This is a genomic window from Sorangium sp. So ce176, from assembly GCF_051519835.1.
Classification (GTDB): Bacteria; Myxococcota_A; Polyangia; order Polyangiales; family Polyangiaceae; genus Sorangium; species Sorangium cellulosum_G.
The window spans coordinates 11,538,460-11,563,051 of the sequence record NZ_CP150371.1 but is presented as its reverse complement, the minus strand read 5'-3'; the positions used below and the strand labels follow the sequence as shown (position 1 = coordinate 11,563,051).

Sequence of the window (24,592 nt, the reverse complement as noted above, 5' to 3'; positions counted from 1 at the left end):
CCCGTCCGCGCGGGCTCAGCCGAGCAGCCTCCGGAGCTCCTCGAGCAGCTCCGGGAAGGCGCGCCCCTTCGCGAGCGCCGCGTCCGGCGCGTGCGCGCCGTCGAGGTCATGGCCGCCGGTCCCGCTGAGCAGCACCGCCCTGGCTCGCGGCAGGCGCGCGCGCAGCGGCCCGATCAGGTCGGCGCCGCGGCCGTCGCCGAGGTGCTGGTCGAGCAGCGCGAGGTCGTACCGCGCGCCCTCGGCCGCGAGCATCCGGCCCGCCTCGGCGAACGAGCCGGCCACGTCGACCTGGAACCCCTCGTCCTCGAGCAGCGCCGCCAGCACGACCCGCGACGCCTCGTCGTCGTCCACGAGCAGCACCGCCGCGCTCACGCCGCCCTCCGGCGCCGCCCCGGCCGGCGCGCCCCCGGCCGCGAGGCCTCGCCCCTGGCCCGCCGCCGCGCGGCGCGATGTCCCGCGGCCCTCAGCACGACCGGGGGTCGCTCCGGGCGCGCGCGATCGCGTGCATCAGCTCGCGCACCTCGAACGGCTTGCGCAGGCAGGCGTACCCGCCGCGGCTCGTGAAGGCGTGGATCATCTCCGGCGGCGCGTGCCCGGTCATCGCGATCACCCGGATGTGCTCGCTCGTGCGCCGGAGCAGCTCGCACGTCGTCACGCCGTCGAGCGCCGGCATCACGAGGTCGAGCACGCACACGTCGACCGCCTCGTCCCGGGCGCGCTCGACGGCCGCGTACCCGTCGTACACCGCCTCGGCGCGCAGCCCGGCCGCCCGCAGCCCCGCCACGATCGTCTCCGCGACGTCGGGCAGGTCGTCCACGACGAGCACGGGGCGCGACGCCAGCGCCCGCGCGACGATCCGCGCGAGGTGCTCCATCGAGAACGGCTTGTAGATGACCGCGTAGACGCCCTCGCCGATGCCCTCCTCGATGAGCTCCTCGATCGCGAAGGCGGTCATCAGCACCACCGTGAGCCCCGGCTGGATGCGCCGGAGCTCACGGAACGTCTCGACGCCGTTGAGGCCGGGCATCTTCACGTCGCTGAGGACGAGCGCGAAGCGCTGCTGCCGCGCGGCCTCGATGGCGTGCGCCCCGTCGCGCGCCTCGACGACCTCGTACCCTTCGAGCTCGAGGTTCGCGGCGAGCGTGGCGCGCATCCCCTCCTCGTCGTCCACCACGAGCACCCGCCTCGTCGATCGCATCGTCGTCCCACCTCTCACGCTGGCTGCGCGGCCCCCGCCGCCGGCGCCGCGGCGCGCGGCAGCCGGATCGTGAAGGTCGTCCCCGCCCCGGGCTCGCTCTCCACCGCGATCGTCCCGCCGTGCAGCCGGACGATGCCGGCGGTGATGGCGAGCCCGAGGCCCGTGCCCTTCAGCTTCGTGCTGAAGAGCGGCTCGAAGATCTTCGCGAGGTGCTCCCTGTCGATCCCGGCCCCGTTGTCGGTCACCGAGAGGACCACCTCCCCGTCGCGCGCCCGCGCGGCGACGCCCACGCGCCCCTCGCGCCCGGCCGGGATCGCCTCGGCCGCGTTCTGGATCAGGTTCACGAGCACCTGGCGGAACTGATCCTTGTCGAGGCTCGGCACCGGCAGCCCGGGCGGCACCTCGTTCTGGAGGCGCACGTGCGCGGGCGCCTGCACGACCGAGATCGCGTCGTCGACGAGCGGCCCGAGCGGGCACGCCGAGCGGCAGAGCCGGCGCTCGCGCGCGAAGTCCAGGAGATCGTTGATGATCCTGGTGCACGCAAGCAGCTCCTTCTCCAGGAGCGCGAGGAACTGCGCGACGCGCGGCTCCGCGCCGAGCTCGGTGCCGGCAAGGCGCTTCCCGAGGTAGTACGCCGCGTTCCTGACGGCGCCGAGCGGGTTGCGCAGCTCGTGGCCGACGCTCGCCGCGAGCTGCCCGATCGCGGCGAGCCGCTCGACGCGCAGCCGCGACTCCTGGGCCTCGCGCAGGCCCTCGGCCATGTGGCGGAGCGCGGCGCCCATGCGCCCGAACTCGTGCTTCCCGAGATCGGGCACCGTGGAGGTCAGGTCGCCCGCGGCGATGCGCCGCGCGCACCCGGTGAGCGCGCTGAACCCGCGCGCCATGGTGCGCAGCAGGCCGCCGAGGAGCACGACGAGGGTCCCCAGCGCCGCCGCCATGAGGGCGACGCCGGCGCGCCGGATCTGCGCGCCGGCGAGGCCCGCCTCCTCGGTGCTGCGCGCGACGTCGCGCCGCGCGTCGGCGATCGCCGCGTCGATCCGGGGCACGAACCCGCGCTCGTACTCCCGCTCGGGCGCCTCCACGAACCGCCGGTTGACCCACCGCTCCCCGGCGCTCGCCCTGCGGGTCACCTCGTCCATGTCCCCCGCGATCCTCGCGAAGCTCACGCGCATCCGGCGCAGGCGCTCGTCCTTCGCCTGCTGCGCCTGCGCCTCGCCCTCGCGGAGGCGCTCGTCCTCGATCCAGGCCCGGCCCAGCGCCTCCGCCGCGGCCAGGTCCCGGGCGACGAGCTCGCCGAGGTGGCGCAGCTCCTCGGTGTCCCCGCCGCCGAGGGAGATCTCCGCGGCCTCGCGCATGTAGCGGCTCGCGTGGTTGGCGAGCGTGACGTGCCGGGTGAGGTCCTCGTACGCGAGCTCGGAGCGGCGCTGGAGCAGCGTCATCCGGCCGGAGGTGACGTGGAGCGCCAGGGTGGCGAGCAGCACGACCGACGCGGCCACGGCGAAGATCAGCGCGAGCCCGGTCCGGATGCTCATCGCGGCGGCCCGCCCGCTGTCACGGCGTCGGCTCCGCGGCGCCCGCGCCCGGCGCCGCCGGCGCGCTGCCCGCGCCGGCCAGAGGCAGCTCGATGCAGGCCCGCGTCCCGCGCGGCGCGCCGCTGCCGAGGGTGAGCGTCCCGAGATACCGCCGCGCCACGCGCCCGGCGATGTTGAGCCCGAGGCCGAGGTGGCCTGGCTTGGTCGTGTAGAACGGGCGCGTGATCGCCTCGATCTCCGCCTCGGGCACGCCCGCCCCTGTGTCGCCGACCTCGATGCGGTAGCGGGCGCCGACCACGCTCCCGCGCAGCGTCACCACGCCGCCCCCCTCCATCGCCTCCGCCGCGTTCTCCACGAGGCACCGCACCGCCAGCGACAGCTCGTCCGGGTCGAGCTCGACAACGCCGTCCGCCGCGTCGACGTCGACGCGGATCCCCGCCTCGGCGATGCGCGCGCACGCCGCCGCCGCGCGGACGCAGTCGAGGGCGCTCGCGCTCACCGTCCGGCGCAGCGGGCGCGCCCGCGAGCCGACGACGACCTCGTCGACGAGCGCGCTCGCCGCGATCACCTCCTCGTCGATGACGTGGATGAACTGCGCGACGCGCGGGTCGTCCCGGCAGACCTGCTCCCGGGCGACCTTCCGCTGGATGAAATACGCCGCATTGCGGATCGTCCCGAAGCAGTTGCGCAGGTCGTGGCGCAGCGTGGCCACGATCTCCTCGGCCGTCGCGGCTTGCTCCGCCGCGCCGAGCGGATCCCGGCGGATCATCGCGGGCGATCGCCCTCCCCGGCGCGCTCCCCGCCTCGCCCGGCGCTCACTTGAGGGTTCGCCCCGGAAGCCCGACGTCGCCGAGCCGCGTTGCGCCCAGAACGCTCGATGTGCGGGAGGCCGGCGGCGGGTACGAGCTCACCGTCCCGCGGTGCGAAGGATCCTGCGGATCCCGGGTCTCCGGCGCCCGGCCCGACGGCGCGATCTTCGCCGAGGCGGGCGGGACGGTCTCCCTCCTCGCGGGGGAGATCGCGTGGGATCCGACCGAGCGCCTCGTGTGGGCGAGGCGCGCGAGCTCCAGGACGATCCGGGTGATCCGGGCGGGCTCGAACGGCTTGAGGATGACGTAGTGACGGCCAGGCTCGCTGGAGCGGATGTACTCCTCGGCGCCCGTGATCAGCAGGCAGCTCGTGTAGACAGGCAGCTCGGCGACCCGCGTCAGGAGCTCTTCGCCGTTCATCCCCGGCATCTTGTAATCGGAGCAGACGACGTGGAACTGGCCTGTCTGCAGCATCTCCAGCGCTCGATGGGCCGATCTGCAGGTGGCGACGTCGACGTCGTCGGCGAGGATGGCCGCGATGCTGTCGAGCATCCTCTGCTCGTCGTCGACGACGAGCACGCGCAGCCTCTCCTGGGCATACAGGCTCACGTTGCTCCTCTTGTCTCTTCGTGCGGGGATCCGGGCGAAGTGCGTGGATCGACGTGCGTAGATCGAGCGCGGCCCAGGCGTTCGGCGGCCGGAGGCGTCGCGCCATGCCTTGTGCGCGCGCCCGGGTCGCTCGCCCGAGCCCGCCCTTGCGGTGGAGCCGCGCCGCGACCTCATGCTCTCGAATCGAACCGCGCCATCGCCAAGCAGCGGCACGGGCAGATTAAGGATCTACACCACTCCCCCTATCCCGGTAAAGTGATTCCTGACGATGTCGCGCGTTCGTCACCGTGGCACGGCCTCGCCGGTTCAGGCGTCCTGGTCCTGTTTGTGTTCACTGATTTGAAACATTCGATTCACATGGAAGATGAGCGCGTCGTGCTGCGCAGCGCGCGGATTGCAACCCTGCAAGGACCGCAGTGGATGGCGATGGACACAAGACACCTCCATCTGCAGATCTGAAATACACGCCTCGACGGGCGCGGCGCCGGCGGCCCGGTGGCCCGGCCCTTCCGCGCGGCGGTGTCGTCGGCTGTGGGAAACGCTTACGTGATCTATCCCTGTTTCCCACGGCACGCCGCGGCCAACCCAGCTTCGCTCCCAGGGCCTCGAGCACCTCGGCCAGGCCGTTCGCCTCCACCTCGAGGCGAACGGGGCGCTCTCGCTCGTCAAGGCGCAGGGCGAGCGGCGAGGAGCCGCCCGCGTGCGATCGGTGCGGGAGCTCGACGTGAGCGCGCGCGGTCGGCGGGCCGCCCCGGCAGGAGCAGCGCCAGCCGTCCAGGCGCGACGGTCGTCCCGCCGGGGCGCGCCAGCCCCTGCCGCGTCGAGCGCGGCGCCTGGCTGACGGCGGAGTGACCGCCGCGATCCGGTCTGGTACGGTGCGCGGGTCCACATGCCTCCGGCCATCGACAAGCGCGCGCTGCTCGCGGCCCTGAAGGAACAGCTCGCCCGCGAGCTCGAGCGATCCGCCGGGCGGGCGCGCGACGCCGCCAGCGCCGCGACGCACGAGGAGAACCGCGCCGAGGGCGACAAGGACATGCGCGCGACCGAGGCGTCGTACGTGGCGCGGGGGCACAGCGAGCGCGTGCTCCAGGTCGAGCAGGCGCTCGCCAGGCTCGGCGCCGTCGCGGTGCGCGACTTCGGCCCGGACGCCGGCATCGAGAGCTCGGCGCTTGTCGAGCTGGAGAGCGGCAAGCGGCGCGCGCTCTACTTCCTGCTGCCGGCGGCGGGCGGCGAGCGCATGCAGTTCCAGGGGGTCGAGCTGCAGACGCTCGCCACGACGAGCCCGCTCGGCGCTTCCCTGCTGGGCCTGTCCGAGGGCGATGAGGCCGAGGTCGCCACGCCGCAGGGCATGCGCACGTACCTGATCACCAGCGTGCGCTGAACGCCGGCCGCGCTGGCCCGCGGCGCCTCGCCCGGCCGCGCGCCTGGCGACCGGGCGCCGCCCTCCGCGCGCCGCCTCCGAAAAAAAGAAGCGCGCCCTCGTAGGGAGCCCCGCCCCGCCGGCGTCCCATGGATGAACGACCCGCTCGGCACGATGCGGGCGACCCAGGAGAAGAGTCCATGATGCAGTCTCGTTGGTGGAGGCTTGGGGGGATCTTGCCGCTCGTCGGCGCGCTCGTCGGCGCGGCCGGTTGCACCGCGGAGACGGGCCAGGGCGACACGTCGCCGAGCGACGAGGCCGCCGAGGCGGCGCTCGTCCAGGGGCCGAAGGGCGGCCGCGCCGGTGAGGCCGGCGGCCACCGGAAGGGCTTCGGCCACGGGAAGGGCTTCGGCCACCGCGGCGGCGCGCACGGCCCCGAGCACCTGCTGCGGACGGCGCTCCACGAGCTCGACCTGTCGGACGCCCAGGAGGCGACCATCGAGGGCGCGTTCGAGGGCCTGCGCGGCGGCGCGAAGGAGCGCCCGGAGCACGGGGCGGTGTTCGCGGCGCTCGCCGACGGCGTGCGCGCGGGCAAGATCGATCGGGCCGCGATCGAGGCGAAGCTCGCCGACGCGGGCCGCCTGGCCGAGGAGCGCCGCGCGCGCGTCGCCGGGGCGCTGAGCACGCTGCACGCGACGCTCACGAAGGAGCAGCGGCGCGAGCTCGTCAACGCGATCGCCGCGAGGATGGACCAGCACGGCGAGAAGGGCGACCGCGGCGATCGCGCCGGGATGCGCGGCCCCGGCATGAAGGGCGGCCCCGGCATGAAGGGCGGCCCCGGCATGAAGGGCGGCCCCGGCATGAAGGGCGGCCCCGGCATGAAGGGCGGCCCGCTGGGCCACCTCCTCCGCGGCCTCGACCTGCGCGACGATCAGCGGGCGCAGATCGACAAGGCGCTCGAGAGCGCGCGCCCGAGCGACGCCGGCCGCGAGGCGCGGCAGCAGGATCACGCGAAGAAGCGCGCCGAGATGCGCGCGCGGCTCGAGACGTTCGCCGCGGACCGCTTCGACGCGAGCGCGTTCGTGCCGGCCATGGACGCGAAGATGGGCCCGCGGGCGCACCTCGACCGCATGGTCGACGCGCTCGCCGCCGTCGTCCCGGTCCTCGACGAGGCGCAGCGCAACGAGCTCGCCGGCCGCCTCGAGAAGGGCCCCGCCGCCGGCAAGCTCGGGCGCGGCAAGCACGGCCCCGGCCGCGGCGAGCACGGCCCCGGCCGCGGCGAGCACGGCCCCGGCCGCGGCGAGCACGGCCCCGGGCGCGGCGAGGGGGGCCCCGCGCGCCGCTGAGCGCCGGTCCCTGTGGCGCGCGCGTTGCGATGGGAGCAGAATCGCGAGGGATCGTGATCGTCGACCTGAGGCTCGTCGCAGCGCGCGTCGCCAAGGGCGACGACGCGGCCTTCCGGCAGATCGTCGAGCACACGCGCGCGCCGATGTACCGCCTCGCCGCGCGCCTCGTCGGCGACCTCGCGGAGGCCGAGGACGCCCTGCAGGAGGCGCTCGTGGACGCCTACCGCGCCCTGCGCGAGGGGCGCTACGACGGGAGATCGAAGGTGGAGACCTGGCTGTACCGCATCGTGACGAACGCCTGCATCGACGCCCTCCGGCGCCGCCGCGACACCCCGCGCGAGGCGCCGTCCGAGCCGCGCTTCGACGGCCTCGTCTCCGCCGAGGCGCGCGTCGCGCTGCGCGAGCTCGACGCGCTGCTCGCCGCGCTGCCGCCCCAGGAGCGCGCCGCGCTCGTCCTCGTCGCCGTCGAGGGGCTGCCCGCGAAGGAGGCCGCGGCCGCGCTCGGTTGCTCTGAGGGCGCGGTCGAGCAACGTTTGGTGCGCGCGCGGGCCGCGCTCCGCGCGCGACAGACCGAGAAGGAGGCGCCGCATGCCTGACCGCGACGACGACCGGACCGACATCGATCGGGATCTCGCGCGCCTCGCGGCCGCGACCGATCGGCTGGACGTCGACGACGCCGGCGACCGCTTCACCGAGGCTGTCCTCCGCGCCGCGAAGGCCGACGACGCCGCGAAGGCCGCCGACGACCCGCTGGCCCGCATCGCCCGCGCGACGGAGGGCCTCGCGCCGGACGCGGCCTTCACCGACGCTGTCCTCCGCGCCGCGAAGGCCGCGCCCGCGAAGGCCGCGCCCGCGCCCCCCGCGATGGCCGACGGCATCGTCCGCTCGGGCCGCGCCGCGATCGCCGTCACCGCCCTCGCCGCGGCCGCGAGCGTCCTGTTCTTCCTGCAGACGCAGCGCGACCTCGACAGCGCGATCATGGCCTCGGTGGACACCCTCGAGGCGAGCGAATGACCGAGCCCTCCTCCCCGCCCCCGCCCTCCCCTGCGCGCTGGAAGCCCCTGGCCGTGCTCGCCGCCGTCTTCCTCTTCGGCGGGGTCGCGGGCGCTGCCATCGGCCGCAGCACGGCCCTGAGCGACCTCGAGGCGACGCTCCGGCGCCCGCCGACCGAGGCGCGCGCCCAGTTCCGTCTCGGGGCGATGCGCCGCCACCTCGACCTCACGCGCGACCAGGTGCGCGAGCTCAAGGCGACCCTCGCCGAGGCCGAGTCCGAGCGGGAGCGGCTCCTCGCCGAGTGCCGCCCCGCGCTCGACGAGCTCCGCGACCGCACCGACGCCCGCGTGAAGAGCGTCCTCACGCCCGAGCAGCGGACCCGCTACGAGGAGCTCGAGGCGGAGCGGCGGGAGCGCCCCGGCCCGCCGCGCGGCCCGGGGCACCCTGGCCGCGGGCGTGGGCCCGGGGGGCGGGGCGACTGAAAGCAGAGGACCGCCAGGGCGCGCGGGACACCAGGAGAGCGCCGAGAGAGCAAGCGGGGATAGCGGGCTCGGGGCGAGCTGATGGACCTGGAACACCGATCGCGTTGAAACCCGGAGAATTTTCACAGGGAGGCGGGGAGGCGGGGAGGCAGAAGAAAATGAATTTCTCCCTCTTGCCGTCTCTCGCTCCCCGCCTCCCTGTGAAATTCCCGCTTTTTCTCGGGGTTTCAGCCCGTTTGTCGCTCTAGGCGAGATCCTCCTCTTGCAGCGCGCAGTTGATCCCGAACGCCGCGTCCGCCCCCTCGGCGGCGGCCATGATGGCGAGCAATACGTCCTTCGACGCGTCCCCGGCGACGAAGACCCCCTCGCACGTCGTCTCCTCGTGCTTGTCCGCCGTCTCCACGCCGCGCGCGTCCGTGACCTTGCAGCGGAGCTTCCTCGCGAGATCCGACCCCTGCTCCAGCGTCGTCTTCAGGAAGAGCGCGCGGCGCTCCACGGCGCTGCCGTCCTCGAACACAACGCGTTCCAGCATCCCGTCCCTGCCCTCGAGCCGGGCGATCCGCTCCTCGCGCACGCCGACGCCGCGGCGCTCGAGCCGCTGCGCCTCGGCCTTCGGGACAGACGCCGGGCCGTCCGTGAAAAGCACGACATCGTCGCTCCACGTCTTCATGTTCACGGCCAGCGAGATCCCCGTACAGCCCTGTCCGTAAACACCGATCGGCTGGTCCCGCACCTCCCAGCCCTCGCAATAGGGGCAGTGGTGCACGCTCTTGCCGTACATGGCGGCGAGGCCCGGGAGATCCGGTAGCCGGTCGACGAGCCCTGTCGCGAGCAGCAGCTTGCGGCAGACCAGGCGCTCGCCGCCTTCCAGCGTCAGCTCGAAGCGCCTGTCCTCGCGGCGGACCTCCGCGACGGTCACCTCGCGGATCTCGACGCCGTAGGGCTGGAGCTGCTCGCGCCCTATCCGCCTGAGCTCGGACGGCGCGATGCCGTCGCGCGACAGGAAGCCGTGCATCTCGTGCGCCGCGTGGTTGCGGTACCGACCGGAATCGCACACGAGGACGCGCCTCCGGCACCGCCCCAGGATGAGCGCTGCGCTGAGGCCGGCGGGCCCGCCGCCGACGATGATCACATCGTATCCAGGGAGGTCCTCTTTGCGTGTGGACATGGTTGACCGGCCCGCCTCGCAACCGGCGCGCCGAGCGCGCGTCGAGCGCGCGTCCAGCCAGCCGCGCGCGCGGCGGCCCCGCGCTCCGCCGGGAACGTGCTGCACACCGCTCAGCTCGGAGGCCGCTCGTCACCGCGCGTAAGGTCGCCGGCCGCCCGCCGTTCTCCGGGCATGCCCTGGAGCCGTTGTCCTCGCCGCAGGCCCCCGCGCGCGAGCCTGTCCATCGCCCTCCTCTCGGCCGTCGTTTTGACCAGCGCGTGCGCCCGCTCCGAGCGCTCCCCCTCGGCGATGGAGTCCGCCGCGGCGCCTGCGCCCGTGCAGGCGGCGGCGCTCAACCTGCAGGCGCAGGGGCCTTCGCCCGGGGTGCCGCCGATCTCCCAGCGGGCGATGCGGATCACGGTCGAGGCGACGGTCCTTGTCGACGCCTTCGACCCGGCGATGCAGCGGCTCCGGACCGCTGTCGAGGAGCACGGCGGGTACGTGAGCGAGGCCAGGGTGCACAGCGGCCCGCACCGCAGCGCGTCGCTCGAGGCGCGGGTCCCCGCGGCGCGGGTCGGCGCGTTCCGCGCCGTTGTCGCCTCGGTCGGCGCCGTCGTCGCCGACGCGGAGAAGGCGGAGGACGTGACCGAGCAGCGCGCGGACATCGGCGCGCGGCTCCGCAACGCCCGCGCCCAGGAGAAGCGGCTGCTCGATCTCCTCTCGGACAGGACCGGGAGCCTCGCGGACGTGGTGGCCGTCGAGAACCAGCTCGCGAGCGTGCGCGGGACGATCGAGCAGATCGAGGCGCAGGAGCGGCTCCTGGAGGGCCAGATCGCCTATGCGACGGTGAAGCTCTCGATCACCACGCGGTACGAGGAGCCGGCCGAGGGCGCGGGCGGCAGGATCGCCCGCGCGGCCCGGGAGGGCGTCGAGAACGCGGAGGCCTTCGTGGTGAACGCCGCGGTCCTCGTCGCGACCGCCGGGCCCACCTTGCTGCTCCTGGCGGCGCTCGGCGCGGCCCTGTACCATGCGCTCCGCGCCGTGGCCCGGCGTCGCGCCGCGGCGAGGCCGCGCCCGCCGTCCCCGCCGGGCCCCGCGCAGCCGTACCCATACGGCCCGCCGGCGGCGTACGGCCCATACGGCCCGCAAGGCGCGCCGCCGCCGCACGGCGCGCCCGTCAACGGAGGCGAGGCCGACCCCGGGTGAACCGGCTGCGCCGACACCTCGCCGGCAGCCCGGACGCGACCACCAGGGGGATCACCGTCCACCCGCCCTGACCCTCCCGCGCGCCGCGCCTACCGCGCCGGGCCGCCGGAGGCCGGCACCAGCGCGAGCACCCGCGCGGGCGCGCCGCTGCCGCGCCCGAGCGGGAGCGGCGCGACCACCACGACCGCCCCTGCCTCGGGGAGCTGCTCCAGGTTGGCCAGATTCTCGATGTGATACCCGCCGTCGCCGAGGAACGCCTTGTGCTGCTCGAACGTCTCGCTCGGCCCCGGATCGGTCGAGAGGGTGTCGATGCCGAGGCCGCGGACGCCGCGATCGCGCAGGTAGCGGCTCGCCTCCACGGAGACCCCGGGGTAGTGCATGACGCCCTTCGCGTCCTGGTTGAGGTACTTCGCCGGATCGGACCAGCGCGCCCCCCAGCCCGTCCGGACCAGCACGATGTGCCGCGCGCCGAGCGCCCCGTGCCGCGCCTCCCAGCCCCGGAGATCGTCCACGGTGAGCTGGTAATCGGGGCTCGCCGCCACCTTCGCCGTCACGTCCACGACCGCCGCCGCCCCCACGAGCTGCTCCGGCGCCATCTGCTCGACGGTCGCCGCCCCGACCCTGAAGTGCGCGGGCGCGTCCACGTGCGTGCCCGCGTGCTCGTCCATCGCGAACCGATTGGAGTAATACGCGTCCTTCTCGACGGTGCTGAGCGTCTCCAGGGCATAAGGCTTGTTGCCGGGGAACAGCGGCATCCCCGGCGTGATCGGGTGCGTCAGGTCGACGACCCGGGCCGTGGCGACGTCGAGGCCCGCGGGCGCGCCCTGCCCGGACGACGGCGCCGCGCCCTCGACCTGCGCGGCGGCCGGCGGCGCGGCGGCCGGCGGTGACGCCGCGGCGGGCGCGCACGCCGAGAGGGCGAGCGCCGCCGGGCACAGCGCGTGGGCCGCCGCCATCTTGGCGCCCGTGGGGAGGAAGCTGACGATACCTGTTCCGTGCGCCTTCTGCATGGCGCGCACGTCACCACAGGCCCGCCGGCGCCACAAGGCGCGGCCGCGGGGCATACGACGTCGCGCCGCGCCGGCCCGTGAGCCCGTCGCCCGCGCGCTCCTGACGCGCCGCGCGCGCCGCTCACACCTCGTGCAGCTTCACCCGGCGCCGCAGGTGATTGAGTAGATCGATGCGGGTGACGAGCCCGACGAACTCGTCGCCGTCGGTCACGATGGGCACGAGCCCCGCGTCGAACATCGGCAAAAGATCCCGGATCGGCGTCCGCACGTCGACCGTCCGGAGCCGCGTCGTCATCGCCGTCTCCACCGGCTGGCGGAAGCGCGACACGTCGTCGACGGCGGCCAGCAGGAGGTCCGACTCGTCCACCAGGCCGACGATCTTGCCGTTCTCGAGGACGGGGAGCTGCGACACGTCGTAGAGCTTCATCCTCGCATAGGCGACCAGGAGCGCGTCCTGCCGCTGCACCGTGACAACCGCCCTGTCGGCGTGGCGGCGCGAGATCACGTCGCGCAGATCGCCTGTCGGCTCGCGGTCCGTGAAGCCTTGATCGGCCATCCAGAAGTCGTTGTACATCTTCGACAGGTACTTGTTGCCGCTGTCGCAGACGAGCGTGCAGACCCGCTTCGGCGACGACTGCTCGCGGCAGTAGCGCAGGGCCGCCGCGAGCAGCGTCCCGGAGGACGAGCCGGCGAGGATGCCCGTTTTGGAGAGGAGCAGCCGCGCCGTCTCCAGGCTCTCGCGGTCGGAGATCGTGTAGGCGTGCTGGACCCGGGAGAGGTCCAGGATCGGCGGGAGGAAGTCCTCGCCGATGCCCTCCACGAGCCACGAGCCCGCCTTGCCGAGGTTGCCCGTCTTGACGTAGCCCGCCAGCACCGAGCCCTCCGGGTCGGCGAGCACCATGTCGCAGCGCGGCTGCGCCCTGGCGAAGTAGCGCGAGAGCCCGGTCATGGTGCCCCCCGAGCCGACGCCGCACACCATCGCGTCGATCCTGTGGCCGAGCTGCGCGGCGATCTCCGGGCCGGTCCCTGTCTCGTGCGCGAGGGCGTTCGCGGGATTCTCGAACTGGTTCACGTAAAACGCGCCCTCTTCCCGCGCGATGCTGGCCGCCAGGTCCTGGTAATAGCTCGGGTGGCCCTTCTCGACGTCGGAGCGCGTCATCACCACGCTCGCGCCGAGCGCCTTCAGGTGAAAGACCTTCTCCTGGCTCATCTTGTCGGGGATCACGAGCGTCAGCCGGTAGCCCTTCCGCGCGGCGACGAGCGCGAGGCCGAGCCCGGTGTTGCCCGCCGTCGCCTCGACCAGGTGCCGCCGGTCGCCGCCGAGCTGCCCGGTCCTCTCGGCCGCCTCGATCATCGACAGCCCGATACGATCCTTGATGCTGCCGCCCGGGTTCTGGCTCTCCATCTTGAGGAAGAGCTCGCACGGGCCCGTGTCGAGCTGAGTGACCTTGATCATCGGTGTGTGGCCGATGAGAGAGACGATGTTCTCGGCGGGCGGAGGGGTCGGCATCGGCGTCGTCATGAGAGCTCAACGGTCACACGACGCGCCCCGCCTGTCGAGGTGTTCGGCCGGCGATGACGCGCGCGTCAACGCCGGGCAGCCCTGGAAAACAGACAAAGGTCCGCTATCGTGGAGTGTACGCCGCGGCGCATGTGTGTTGGGGGCGCACGCGCCGCGCGTGCCCACGGCGCAGCGCGCGTCAGGCCGCGGGGCGCACCGCCTTCTTGAACGCGGCCGGGCCGAGCGCGTTCAGCACCTCGCCGCGGCGGAGGCCGCCGCGCCGCGCCGTGCCCACGCCGAAGCGCAGGTTGTGGAGGGCGTTCGTCGAGTGCGCGTCCGTCGAGATCACGAAGCGGATACCGCGCTTGCGCGCCTCCTTGATCCACCGGGGCTGCATGTCGAGGCGGTAGGGGTCGCCGTTCACCTCGACGGCGGCCCTCGACTCGGCCACGGCGTCGAGCACCTCCTCGACGTGGCACGCGAACGGCTCGCGCCGCAGGATGAGCCGGCCGAGCGCGTGCCCCCAGATCTTGAAGACCGGCTGCTTCATCGCGTTCACGAGCCGGCGCGTCATCTGGTCCGCGTCCATCTTCATGCGCGAGTGGATGCTCGCGATGATCACGTCGAACTGCTCGAGGATCGCGTCCGGATAATCGAGGCTCCCGGACTCGAGGATATCCGACTCCGTGCCCCGGAGGAGCTTCACGCTCACGCGCTCCTGCACCCGGGCGATCTCGTCCCATTGCTGCTTCAGCCGGTCGAGGCCGACGCCGCCCGCGTAATGGGCGGCGGGCGAGTGGTCGGTGATGGTGATGTATTTCATCCCCATCGCCTCGGCCTCCAGGGCCATCTCCTCGATGGTGTTCTTGCCGTCCGAATACACGGTGTGACAGTGCACCATCCCCTGGATATCGCCCTCCTCGATGAGCTCGTCGTCGCCGCTGTCGCGCGTGGCGGCGGCGACGAGGTCCTCGGCGCCCTCGCGGAGCTCGGGCGCGATGTACGGGAGGCCGAGGTGCCGGTAGAGATCCTCTTCTGTCTTCACGGAGAGGCGCTTGCTGCCGCGGAGGAGCCCTCTCTCGTCCAGCGTGAACCCCAGCTCGCGCGCGAGCGCGCCGAGCGCGGACAGGTACGCGGGCGCGCCGGTCCGGTGGTGGAGCGCGGCGGCGTAGTACCGGGGCGGCACGCAGAGGAGCTCGCCCCGGAGGCCGCCCGAGAACCTCACCGTGCACCGCGCCTCGTCGCGCGCCTCGACCTCGGCGACGCGCGGGAACCGGGCGAACCAGTCGACCACCTGCGCGGCGTCGTCCGTCGCGGCCACGACGTCGAGCTCGGCCACCGTCTCTTCCCAGCGCCGGATCCCGCCCGCGAGATCGGCCTGCCCGGTCGCCTCGCACCCGCGCATGTGGGCGAGGAGCGGCGCGGCGAGCTCGAGCGCGTCCACGAGGAGCACGCGCTCGTCGTGGGTCTCGTGGCGGTGGATGCCCTCGAGCAGGCTCGACTCGATCTTCGCGCCGAAGCCCTTCACGCCGCGGACCTTGCCGGTGAGGCACGCCTGCTTGAGCTCCTCGACGCTGCCGACGCCGAGCGCCTCGTGGAGCGCCTTGATCCGCTTGAGCGTCATGCCCGGCACCCGCGAGAGCTCGAGGACGCCGCGGGGCAGATCGGCGCGGAGCTTCTCGAGCTGCTCGGAGCGCCCCGTCTGGTAGAGCTCGGCGATCTGGGCGGCGAGCGCCGCGCCGACGCCCCGGATGTCGGTGAGCTTTCTGGCCTTGATGAGCTCGCCGAGGTCGTCCGTGAGCTCCTCGAGCGCGTCGGCGCCGGTCTCGTAGGCGCGCGCCCGGTAAGGGTTCTCTCCCTTGATCTGAAGGAGCATGCCCATCTCGCGGAGGGCGCGGGCGATGTCGAGCTTGTCGAGCATGGATGGCCCTCAACGAATATAGCACCCGCGCGCTGGAGGCCATCCCGCGCGGCCGCTGGCAGCGTGGCAGTTTGCCACAAGGCGCCGGCAGCGCGTCTCCTCGCACGACCCGCGTGGAGGGCTTACAGGGCTCACGGCCCTGGAGGGTCGCGCGCGCACATCGCCGAGACATAGTAGTGGCGGCCGCTGGTCTCGTAGGGTGCGCGGTAGGTCGTCGCCTGCCGGTATCCGGGGGCGACGAAGCTCCCGCCGTGCGCGACGCGCAGGGCAGCGTGGTTGTCCAGGCGGGAGCAATCGATGCACGGCACGAGCGGGCGGTCATCGTCGGCGGCGTCGCGCGTGACCTTGTAGGCCTCGCCCGCGAGATCGAGCTGACCCCACCGCCCGGCTCCCCGCGGAAACGAGCCGACGGGCGCGAGGTCATCGGTCGTGCAGTGGAGGAGATTCCACGGAGGGAACGAGCCCTCGCACGGCACCGAGCTCGTGCCGTCGCCCTGGCAGCAGAAGGCCGCTTCGTCGGGGGTGATGGGGGATGAGCCCCACGGATACAGCCGTTGCTCGTCGCCGCCGGCAGCGGCGTAGTTCATCTCGGCCTGGGTCGGCAGGCGCCCGCCGTCCCACGCGCAGAAAGCGAACAGCTCGAGCCATGTCGCGCACACGATGGGCTTGTCCTCGTTCACGGCCGGCGCGTCGGTCCAGGTCGGCCAGCCGTAAGGATCGCAGATGAGCGCCTGCTTCAACGCGGCCGTTGTCGCCGGGAGCAGGGTATTCCACGAGGGGTCCCACCCGCTGTCCGGAATCTTCGGGTGCGCCCCCGCGCCGGCCGGCGGCGGGCTCGCCTGCGTCGGGCCGCCGGCCTCGTCCATGTAGCGGCGAAACCGCCCGACCGTGACAAGGTACCTGTCCAGGTGAAAGCTGCTCACGCTCGCCGGATACCGCGGGTCGTTGAGCCGGTTGAACGTCCCGCCGGGCACGAGCAGGCTGGAGCAGCAGTCGTCGTCGTGACCGAGGCCGCAGCGGTCGTCGGCGCCAGGCGTGCCGCCCGCGCAGCTCGGCGGGGGCGCCGGCGCGCTGTCGCGTCCGGCGTGAACGGGAGCCCCTGCGTCGTGCTCCGCCGCGCCGCCGCTGTACGCGTGGCTGGCTCTCAGGATCGCCGCAAGGGCGCAGAGGGCGAGGAGCGCCGAGGTCGGCCGTCGAGGAGATCGCATGGCATCCGAGCGGTTAGGTGCGAGCGCCCCCGCTCCGGTTCCGCGACGTGGCGCCACGACGCGAGCGCTCCCCTTCTTTCAGGTTCCTGGATGAGCCCGGTCGTCCACCTGGAGATGGGTCGCACCCGTCTCCAGGTGGACACCGCTCCAACAAAAGATGGGGCGCACCCGTCTCCCGGTGGACACCCCTCCAGCAAAAGATGGGTCGCATCCGTCTCCGGTGGACACCCCTCCAACCCAAAGACGGGTCGCACCCGTCTCCCGGTGGACACCCCTCCAGCAAAAGATGGGGCGCACCCGTCTCCCGCTGGACGTGCCTCCAGCAAAAGATGGGGCGCACCCGTCTCCCGCTGGACGTGCCTCCAGCAAAAGACGGGTCGCACCCATCTCCGCGCTGGAGAGGCGGCCTTCCGCCCCTACTTGCACCCCAGCCGGCACACCATGGTCGCCGTGTAGGCGCACCCGTGGTCGCCCCAGATCGAGGAGCTCGGGCCCGTGCACCGGAACGCGCACCCGCGCCCGTCCGCTGTCGCCTCGGCCGTCAGCCGGTAGCCCTCCGCGTTGCAGCTCCCCGTCGACGACAGGCAGCTCGCGAGCTGCGGCTCGCACTGCTCCGCCACGTACCCGGCCGGGCACGTCCAGTCCACGCTCGCGCGCCCGTAGTCCGGCGACCGCCCCGTCTCGGTCGCGATCGGCTCGTGCTTCGAGAAGGTCGGCATCCCGGTCGTCACCTGCAGCGGCACAACGACGGCCCGCTCGCGCGGCACCACCGGGGAGGCCGGGTCCTTCGGCTGCACGACGAAGGTGTCCCGCCGCGTCTGCCGCTCGCAGCCGGCGGTCTCGCCCTCCGGGGTCCACGAGAACGTGAGCTCCGCGCTGCCGTGCGCGGGCACCTCGACAGTGCGCTCGCCGTGGGTCACCCGCACGTCGACCTGCGCCCGGTTCGTGATGAGCGCCTGCGCCGTCCCGGCGGCGCCGTAGGGCACCACGCCGAGGTCGACAGGCAGCGGCGCGATCTCCGGCTCGGCCAGCGAGAAGCGGCACACGTCCGCCACCGGGTAGATCGCGTACGCCAGCGGCACCGCCTTCTTCACCTCGAGGCGCAGCGCGCCGAACGCCTGCCCGCCCTTCGCGCCCGCCACCGGCGCGCCCTCGACGCCCTCGATGGCCAGCTCCCCGACCGAGGTCATCGTCACGCGGCGGTCCCCCGCCTCGAGCCGGGCCTTGAACAGGCCCATCGCCGTGCCGTGCGCCTCGCCGGCGGTCACGTCGGTCTCGTACGCGACCATCGCGCCGCGCTTCACGGCCCCGATGAAGTGCGTCGCCCGGCCGCACGCGCAGCCGCCGCCCGTCGCCGGCACGACGCTCTCGGTCGGCTCGAAGAACTGCGGGTCCTCGTCCGCGACAAGCGCCATCGCCACGAGCCGCAGCCGGCGCCTGTCGAGCGTCCCGCCGGCGCTGAAGTACGCCGGCAGCTCGACGTCGGCGCCCACGAGGACCGAGTCGACGGCGATGCCGACATAGCGGAAGTCGATCGCGCGCTCGCCCGCCCCCGGCGCGGGCGCGCCCGTCGCCGCCGCGCTCGCGGGCGCTGTCGCCGGCGCCGCGCTCGCGGGCGCTGTCGCCGGCGCCGCCGTCCCGCTCGTGCCCGCGGGCGCCCCCGCGACGGCGGGCGGCGCCTGCTCCGTCTTCGGCCGCGCGCACGCGACGCCGACAGGCGAGAACACCCCCGCCGCGCTCCGCGACAGCCCGCGGCCCGGCACCATCGCGCTCGACGTGTCGAGCAGGTAGTCGTGCCGCACGTCGCTGAACGCGCGCGCGGCCGCGATCAGCGCCCCGGCCTGCGAGCAGCCGCTCCCCTTGCAGGCCGGCAGCACCGCCGCGCCCGCCGGCTGGCGCGGCGGCGCGGGCGGCAGCTCCGGCGGCGCGGGGCAGCCGAGCGCCGAGGCCAGCGCCCCGAGGAGCAGCGCCCCGCCGCGCGCCGGCGCGGCGGTCCGCCGACGAGCGCGCGCCGCGCCGCTCACGGCCATGCGATCGTCATCCACCGGACGCGCCCCGCGCCGCTCACCGAGTCGTCCGCGAAGAAAAGCGACGTGCCGGACCGCCCCGCGAACACCGGCGACACGTCCTGCGACGCGCTGCCGGTGAGCCACGCGAGCGGCTTCAGCGAGGGCGCCGCCGCCTCGCCCGGCGCCAGCGTGAAGGCGCTCAGCACCACCGAGTCGCCCGGCGCCGACGCGAGCACCCCGCGGCAGACCTTGTCGCACGCGAGCGCGACCGACGACACCCCGGCGCCGCCCGGGGCCGCCACCGCGAGCGGCGCGCCCTGCGCCGCGCCGCCGCTGTCGAGCCGCAAGAACCGCGCGTGCCCGCCCGCCGCCGCGCCCCCGCCGGCCGACGCGCCCCCCCCGGCCACCTCGTCGACCCAGCCGACGAGGGCGCCGCCATCGAGCGGCGCGAGCACCGGGCTGCGCGAGTGCTCGGGCGACGCGTGGAGGCGCGACTCGTCGCCGATCCGCTGCAGCGTCTTCACGTCGAGCCGCGCGAGGAAGATGTCGCCGCTCGCCTCGCCGCCCTGCTCACCCGCGCCCCCCGCGGCCGCGTCGCCCGCCGGGCGCGCGTCCGACCACACGAGCCACGCCTCCTGGCCGCGCACCGCGATCTGCACCTCGGCCGCGTCGAGCGGCGCGTTCGTGATGCGCCGGTCCGGCAGGGTCCTGTTCAGCGCGCGGTCGATCCGCGCCGCGTACACCTCGGCGTTGCCGTCGCGCGAGTCGACCCACGCGACGATGAAGCCCCCCGCGCCGTCGTACGCGATCGCCACGTCGGACGCCTCGCTCGCGGCGCCGCCCTGCTTCTTGCGGGGCGCCGTGGTGAGCTTCTTCTGCGCGACCTTCGCGCCCGTCGCGTCGAGCTTCGTCACGTAGACCTGCGTCTCGCCCCGCTCCCGCGCGACCCACGCGAGCACGCTCTCGCCCTGCGCCGCGCCGCCCTTGCCCTTCGCGTCGGCCGGGGCCGGCGGCGCCGCCGCGATCGCGACGCCGCCGAGCGACGACGCCTTCTGCGAGAGGACGTTCAGCTTGCCGGGCGCCCCCGGGGACGCGGCGCGCACAGCCAGCGTCGCGGAGAGGTCCTGCCCGCGGGGCGCTCTGTCCGACGCGCCCTCGACGAAGTACGTCACCCACGCCGCGAGCGCCGTACCGCCCTCGAGCTCGGCGGCCGCGACCCTGGCGACGTGGTCGCCCTCGACGAGCGCGCGCACCGCTGTCGCGCGCGGCGGCGGGTCCTTGTCCTCCCGGAACGCGGGCGCGCGCCACGCGCTCTCGCGCACCGGCAGCGACACCACCGCGAGCGGCGCGCGCGCGCCCGCCGCGCCCGCGCGCCCGCCCGCCGCGCCGGCGCCGCCCTGCTGCGCGGGCGCCCCGGCCGCGGCGCTCGCGAGCGTCGCGCACGCGCCCTTGTGGCAGCTCAGCCCGCGCACGAGGTACGGCACGCCGTCGGTCGCCGCGAACGGCGCGGCGCGCACAGGCTCCGCCGCGCGCACCGAGAGGTCCGGGCCGAAGCGCACGAACGTCGGCCAGACCGGCGGCGCGGCCTCGCCGCGGCTCGCCTTGAGCGTCGCGGGCGCGAGCGTCACCGCCGCGAAGCCGTCTCCGTCGGCCACGAGATCGGGCGGCCCGCTCGCGCTGAAGACGAGCCCCGCCCGCTCCGCGCTGAGCGCGCCGTCCGGGCCGACCGACGCGAGGTGGATGAGCCGCCCCCCGCCTTGCGCATCCGCCCCGCCCTCGCTGCCGGGCGGTCGAAGCAGGTCCTCCCACGCGAGCAGCGCCCGGCCGCCCCCTCCGGCCGGCGGCGCGACGAGCGACACCAGCGCCTGCTCGCCGGACGGCGTCGTCGCCTGCCGCGGCGCCACGACCACCTTGCCGCCCGGCTCGACCGCCGCGACGAAGACGGCGCTGTCGATGTCCCGCTCGTCCGTCCAGGTGAGCAGGTAACGCCCGCCCACGGAGACGATGTCGAGATCGATCTGCGCGGTCGGCTCGGGGCTGACGGTCACCGGCGCCGACACCTTCCCGGCCGCGTCGATCTCCAGGAGCGCGATGAACCCGAGCTTCGGGGCGCCTGCGGCGTCCTCCGCGTCCGCCTTGCGCGCGGGCTTGCGCTCGCCCCCGGGGGGCGGGAGCACCAGGGCGACCGCCGCGCCCCGCTCGGTCGCGACCGCGTTCCACCCCAGCACCTCGCGCGCGACCGACGCGGGCGCCGTCGGCTTGATCGCGCCGTCCTTGCCCTGCGCCACGACGGTCATCACCACGTCGACGCGGTCAACGCTCTGGGCCGCGCCGTCCTGGGCCTGGCGCGGCATCTCCCACAGCACGAGCGTCCCCGTCGCGTTCGGGAGCACCTCGAGCCACGTGATGTCCTCCGCCGTCCGGGCGACGAGGCTGGCCGGGCCCAGGGGCTTGCCGGCCGGGTCGAGCGCGAGCACGCGCACCGCGCGGCCCCCCTCGGTCTGCTCGATCCAGGCGGCGATGTAGCCCTGCGGCGTGGCGCGGAGCGCGGCGCCGGGCACGTCGGCGGCGGCCGGACCCACCTCCGTGGCGTCCCCGCGCGGCGACCCGTCGGCGCCGAGGACGCGCGTCCTCCACCGGCCCCCCGCCGCGTAGAGCAGGAGCGCCTCGTCGCCGCGCCGGGCGAGGTAGGGCGTCGCGTCCTCGTCCTCGAGCTCCGCGATCACGTGGGCCGGCAGGAGCGGCGGCCCCTCCGGCGCCTTCGGCTGCGCGGGCGGCGTCTTCACGACGCGCGCCGGCCGCGCGGCCGAAGGCGTTTGCGCCGCGCCGGAGCACCCGAGCAGCAGGGCGAGCGAGGCGCCGGTCAGGCGGCGCGCGCCGCGTCGAACCCAGGGAAGACCACTGCGGACGAGCATGGCGCCGACCATGCCAGAAGCGCCCAGCCCCCGCTACATGCCGATCGCAGGCCGGCGCACGCAGCCCGGCCCCGGTCGCCGCGCCCTAGAATGCGAGCAGGCGCCCAAGGAGCGACCTGTACCTGCGCAGGGCGATCCGGAGCTCCTCCGTCGACGCCTCCGACGGCCCGAGGTCGCTGTCGAGCAGCCGTTGCAGCGCGCTGCGCTCCTCCCGGAAGCTCTGCGCGACCCGCTGGATCACCTCGGTCACGAGCGCGTCGGCCTGCTCGACCGCCAGCCGCGGCGCCTCGATGAAGCTCGCCTGGATCGCGCTCCAGCGCTCGGACAGCTCGCGCGCCTCGTCCGGCGTGAGCACCGGAGGCCGCTCCGGCCAGGGCTCCCCGGTGGGCCCGCCGCGCGCCGTGTAGCCGGCCGGCCGCCGGCCCGACTCCGGCGGCAGCTCCTCCTCATGAATCCGCGCCTCGGGCAGGCTGCTCTCGCGCGCCGTCACCATTCGCTCTCTGTGCAATGGGCTCACGATGGCACCTCTCCGCTGGCTCGCGTTGTCCGCCCAGCGGGCCAAGCAATCCTCGTGCGCGTCCCGCTGTGCATCCGTGCCCGTCGCGCGGGCCGCGGCGCGAAAGGCCAGAGGCCGAGAAGGCCCGAGAAAACCCCGAGAGCTCTCCGGGATCGCCAGGCCCGGCGCCGGCGCCCGGGCGCGAGCCGCGGCGATCCCTCACGGGACGACGAGGCGGAAGAGTGAGGAATTCCCGCGCAGCGCGGCGGATCGGCCGGGCGGGGCGCCCGGGCTCACCCGGCCGAGGCGCCCGAGCTCACCCGGCCGAGGCGCGCAGCTTGGTCACCACGGCGCGGATCTCGCGCACCACCTGGAGGAGCGCCTCGTCCTCGTCGGCCCACTTGGTCACGGGCTTCTTGTCCCGCGGCACCGCCTGGAGCTCGGCGAAGCGCGTCGTCTCCCAGTCGCAGGGGCGGAGCAGGATCGGCACGACAGCGGCCTGCCCCGCGGCGCGCCGCTCCATCGCGCGCGTCACCTGCGCGTCGCCCTGCTCGGACGCGAGGAAGCTCGCGCTCACGAGGAGCAGGATGAGGTCGGCCGACTCGAGCTGCTCGCCGATCGCGCGCTCCAGGTCCTCGCCCGCGCCGATCTTCCCGCTGTGCCACGGCGCGATGAGCCCCTCCCGCTTCAGCGGGCTCATGTGCGCCTCGAGGCGCGAGAGGAGCTCCTCGTCGCGCGACGCGTAGGAGAAGAAGACCCGCACCGGCCGCTGCGCGGTCGTGCGCGCGTTCCCCGGAGGCACGACGGTCGGCCGCGCGCTCGGAGGCGCCGCGTTCGGGCGCGCGCCCGGGGCCGGCGTCGCGGGGCGGGGCGACGGCGGCGGCTGCGGTGACGCCGGCGCCGCCCCGCCCTGCTCCAGGCCGAGGAGGATCTCGGCGACCTCCGCGTGATCCCCGGCCTGGTTCTCGTAGACGATGAGCCGGATGCCCGACTCCTCGAGCAGCTTGCGGCGGAACGGCGGCACGCCCTTCGGGAGCAGCGCGAAGTGCATGGGCGGCTGCCCGCCCGAGAGCGCGCGCACGCGGGCGAGCGTCTGGTCGATGTTGTCGTCGGCGAGGCCGAAGCCCACGAACAGGATGGAGTGCGTGCGGTAGAGCGCGCCGAACGCGTCCTGCAAGAGGGGCGAGCCGAAGATCGCGCGATCGTACTGGTCGCGCGAGAACACCCAGGTGTCCCACGCGCGCAGCGTGCCGTGCAGCTTCAGGATGAAGCGCCGGTCCATGGCGACGTCGCCGGCCGGCCGGTCGACGACGCGCCACTCGCCCTGGAACGCGCGCTCCAGGAAGCGATCGATGTTCGTGGTGAGCACCGCCTTGAGCCTCGGCTTGAGCGCGGCGATCGCCTGCGCCACCTCCGGCACGTCGCGGCCTGTGTCGTCGAGCTCCTTGTCGACGGTCCAGTTGAAGTCCTGCGGCCCGAGCGCGAGCTTCGCGGCGGACAGCGCGTTGATGAGCTGGTTCGAGGAGATGTACTGCTGGATCTCGTCGAGGACCGCGGGGTCCGCGCTCCGCCGCCGCGCGCGGTCGCGCAGCTTCTCGGCGAGCTGCTTCCAGGTGGGCATGCCCGCCGCGGCCGAGACGCCCGCGCCTGCGAAGACGATGAGGTTCCCTGACGCGTAGCGCTCGCGGAGCTGCTCGAGGATCTCGTCATCCATCGGCGACCACGATACCGCGGATCCGCGCCCGCGGGCGGCGCCGCGCCCCGCCCCTCACCGCGGCGGCGAGGAGCGCCGCTCGGTGGCGAGCGAGAGCCCGACCCCCAGCCACGCCCCCTCGACGGCGCCCGTCGCGCCGCGCGCATCCTGGTAGCGCGCCGGCCGGAGCACGACCCCGGGGTCCAGGGTGAGCCCGAGCCACAGCGGGCCGCCCAGCCGGGTCTCCACGCCGAGCCCGACGCCGGCGCGGGCGGACCACGTGTCGCGCTCGCCCGGGATGCCGTCGACGGACGAGGCGGCGGGCAGCCTGACCGAGGCGACGGAGGCCGCGGCGCCGACCGACAGCCGCCACGAGGCGGTGAGCCAGAAGCGGTAGTCGCCCGAGAGGCCGCCCTCGAGCCAGCGCATCGTGTCGCCGCCGGACGGCGTCGTCAGCAGCCGGGCGAACAGCGACTCGGTGAGCCGCAGGCGCCGCAGGCCGAGCGCGATGCCGGCCCCGGCGAGCGCCCGCGGCCCGCCCGAGACGACCGCCGCGTACGGACCGGCCGAGACGGACAGCGCGTCGAGGTCGCGCGAGGCGAGCTCGATCTCGTCCGCGGTGGGGCGCCGCGGCGCCGGCGGCCGCCGCGGGGCGCGCGCCCGGCGCACCTCGGCGACGATCATCTCGGAGGCGGCGATCGCGACGAGCCGCGCGGCCACGTCCGAGGTGAGGCCGGAGACAGCGATCTGCCGCCGCACCACCGCGCGGCCGTCGAGGCGCACCTGGATCTCGAGGCGCGCGGCGGTGGGCCGGTCGACCCACACGCTCGCGACGCGATCGCCGAGCGGGCCGACGGGCTCTGCGGCCAGCGTCGCGCCGTCCGGGAGCTCGATCTCGAGCAGGCGCCGCAGCCGGACGCTCGGGACCTCCTCCGCCGCGCCGCGCGACAGCGCGACGCGCACCTCGATGGGCGCCGGCGCGGCGGGCAGCGGCGGCGCGCTCGCCGCGGGCGCGCGGCCGCCGCTCGCCACGGCGACGTAGGGCTCGGCCGCCTCCGCGGGGGCCGCGGCGAGCAGCAGCGCGCAGCTCGGCAGGCCCAGGCGCGCGAGCCGGGGGAGCTCGCGCAGACAGCGGCGAGGGCGCGCCGTCCTCACCC

The 24,592-nt window shown here is 74.8% G+C and carries 22 protein-coding genes; 7 read left to right on the top strand and 15 right to left on the bottom strand.

Going from position 1 to position 24,592, the window contains the following annotated elements:
- Nucleotides 1–15 precede the first annotated feature (15 nt).
- The 5 genes from WMF42_RS43650 to WMF42_RS43630 form a co-directional block, all read right to left on the bottom strand.
- Entirely contained in the window at nt 16–372 is a 357-nt protein-coding gene (locus tag WMF42_RS43650; RefSeq protein WP_437689149.1) for a response regulator, read from the bottom strand.
- 91 nt (nt 373–463) lie between these two features.
- Complete coding sequence (locus WMF42_RS43645; RefSeq protein ID WP_437689147.1) at nt 464–1,198, bottom strand: response regulator; 735 nt, start codon at nt 1,196–1,198, stop codon at nt 464–466.
- A 14-nt stretch (nt 1,199–1,212) separates the two neighbouring features.
- The gene (locus WMF42_RS43640) at nt 1,213–2,730 is read right to left on the bottom strand and encodes a sensor histidine kinase (protein ID WP_061611291.1); all 1,518 of its coding nucleotides are present in this window, start codon (nt 2,728–2,730) and stop codon (nt 1,213–1,215) included.
- A 19-nt stretch (nt 2,731–2,749) separates the two neighbouring features.
- Nucleotides 2,750–3,499 carry an ATP-binding protein gene (locus WMF42_RS43635; protein ID WP_437689145.1) on the bottom strand — a complete coding sequence of 250 codons (750 nt, stop codon included), beginning with the start codon at nt 3,497–3,499 and terminating at the stop codon, nt 2,750–2,752.
- A 46-nt stretch (nt 3,500–3,545) separates the two neighbouring features.
- Complete coding sequence (locus WMF42_RS43630; protein ID WP_061611293.1) at nt 3,546–4,148, bottom strand: response regulator; 603 nt, start codon at nt 4,146–4,148, stop codon at nt 3,546–3,548.
- A 255-nt stretch (nt 4,149–4,403) separates the two neighbouring features.
- On the opposite strand from WMF42_RS43630, the gene WMF42_RS43625 reads away from it, so the two are divergent.
- The 6 genes from WMF42_RS43625 (at nt 4,404) to WMF42_RS43600 (ending at nt 8,329) form a co-directional block, all read left to right on the top strand.
- Nucleotides 4,404–4,607: a hypothetical protein gene (locus WMF42_RS43625; RefSeq protein WP_155798811.1), complete on the top strand. Its 204-nt coding sequence runs from the start codon at nt 4,404–4,406 to the stop codon at nt 4,605–4,607.
- Between the two features lie 430 nt (nt 4,608–5,037).
- Entirely contained in the window at nt 5,038–5,529 is a 492-nt protein-coding gene (locus WMF42_RS43620) for a GreA/GreB family elongation factor (RefSeq protein ID WP_061611294.1), read from the top strand.
- A gap of 179 nt (nt 5,530–5,708) precedes the next feature.
- A complete protein-coding gene (locus tag WMF42_RS43615; RefSeq protein ID WP_437689142.1) occupies nt 5,709–6,854 on the top strand; it encodes a Spy/CpxP family protein refolding chaperone in 1,146 nt (381 codons plus the stop codon).
- A gap of 53 nt (nt 6,855–6,907) precedes the next feature.
- Entirely contained in the window at nt 6,908–7,450 is a 543-nt protein-coding gene (locus WMF42_RS43610) for an RNA polymerase sigma factor (RefSeq protein ID WP_081426677.1), read from the top strand.
- Nucleotides 7,443–7,868 carry a hypothetical protein gene (locus WMF42_RS43605; protein ID WP_061609741.1) on the top strand — a complete coding sequence of 142 codons (426 nt, stop codon included), beginning with the start codon at nt 7,443–7,445 and terminating at the stop codon, nt 7,866–7,868. The genes WMF42_RS43610 and WMF42_RS43605 overlap by 8 nt, the downstream gene beginning before the upstream one ends.
- Nucleotides 7,865–8,329: a hypothetical protein gene (locus WMF42_RS43600; protein ID WP_061609742.1), complete on the top strand. Its 465-nt coding sequence runs from the start codon at nt 7,865–7,867 to the stop codon at nt 8,327–8,329. Before WMF42_RS43605 ends, WMF42_RS43600 begins: the two co-directional genes overlap by 4 nt.
- A 244-nt stretch (nt 8,330–8,573) precedes the next feature.
- Here the strand turns inward: WMF42_RS43600 and WMF42_RS43595 are convergent, their stop codons facing one another.
- On the bottom strand, nt 8,574–9,497 hold the full coding sequence (locus WMF42_RS43595; protein WP_437689140.1) for an NAD(P)/FAD-dependent oxidoreductase: 924 nt from the start codon (nt 9,495–9,497) through the stop codon (nt 8,574–8,576).
- Nucleotides 9,498–9,785: 288 nt separating this feature from the next.
- Here WMF42_RS43595 and WMF42_RS43590 point away from each other — a divergent pair, with 288 nt between their 5' ends.
- Entirely contained in the window at nt 9,786–10,682 is an 897-nt protein-coding gene (locus WMF42_RS43590; RefSeq protein WP_437689139.1) for a DUF4349 domain-containing protein, read from the top strand.
- A gap of 89 nt (nt 10,683–10,771) precedes the next feature.
- On the opposite strand, the gene WMF42_RS43585 is transcribed toward WMF42_RS43590, so the two are convergent.
- The 9 genes from WMF42_RS43585 to WMF42_RS43545 all read right to left on the bottom strand — a co-directional run bounded on the left by WMF42_RS43585 (nt 10,772) and on the right by WMF42_RS43545 (nt 24,590).
- Nucleotides 10,772–11,692 (bottom strand): cyclase family protein, encoded by a 921-nt coding sequence (locus WMF42_RS43585; RefSeq protein ID WP_437689138.1) that lies wholly within the window; start codon nt 11,690–11,692, stop codon nt 10,772–10,774.
- Nucleotides 11,693–11,813: 121 nt separating this feature from the next.
- The gene (locus WMF42_RS43580) at nt 11,814–13,214 is read right to left on the bottom strand and encodes a pyridoxal-phosphate dependent enzyme (RefSeq protein WP_437689136.1); all 1,401 of its coding nucleotides are present in this window, start codon (nt 13,212–13,214) and stop codon (nt 11,814–11,816) included.
- Nucleotides 13,215–13,392: 178 nt separating this feature from the next.
- Nucleotides 13,393–15,114, bottom strand: coding sequence for a PHP domain-containing protein (locus tag WMF42_RS43575; protein WP_437689134.1), 1,722 nt, complete (start codon nt 15,112–15,114; stop codon nt 13,393–13,395).
- A 131-nt stretch (nt 15,115–15,245) separates the two neighbouring features.
- Nucleotides 15,246–16,322: a formylglycine-generating enzyme family protein gene (locus WMF42_RS43570; RefSeq protein ID WP_437689132.1), complete on the bottom strand. Its 1,077-nt coding sequence runs from the start codon at nt 16,320–16,322 to the stop codon at nt 15,246–15,248.
- Nucleotides 16,323–16,738: 416 nt separating this feature from the next.
- A complete protein-coding gene (locus WMF42_RS43565; protein ID WP_437689130.1) occupies nt 16,739–18,352 on the bottom strand; it encodes a hypothetical protein in 1,614 nt (537 codons plus the stop codon).
- Nucleotides 18,343–21,246, bottom strand: coding sequence for a hypothetical protein (locus tag WMF42_RS43560; RefSeq protein ID WP_437689129.1), 2,904 nt, complete (start codon nt 21,244–21,246; stop codon nt 18,343–18,345). Before WMF42_RS43560 ends, WMF42_RS43565 begins: the two co-directional genes overlap by 10 nt.
- Before the next feature lie 85 nt (nt 21,247–21,331).
- Complete coding sequence (locus WMF42_RS43555) at nt 21,332–21,763, bottom strand: hypothetical protein (RefSeq protein WP_233560962.1); 432 nt, start codon at nt 21,761–21,763, stop codon at nt 21,332–21,334.
- Between the two features lie 295 nt (nt 21,764–22,058).
- Complete coding sequence (locus tag WMF42_RS43550; protein WP_437689127.1) at nt 22,059–23,456, bottom strand: SIR2 family protein; 1,398 nt, start codon at nt 23,454–23,456, stop codon at nt 22,059–22,061.
- A gap of 54 nt (nt 23,457–23,510) precedes the next feature.
- Entirely contained in the window at nt 23,511–24,590 is a 1,080-nt protein-coding gene (locus tag WMF42_RS43545) for a hypothetical protein (RefSeq protein WP_437689126.1), read from the bottom strand.
- Between the last annotated feature and the right edge of the window lie 2 nt (nt 24,591–24,592).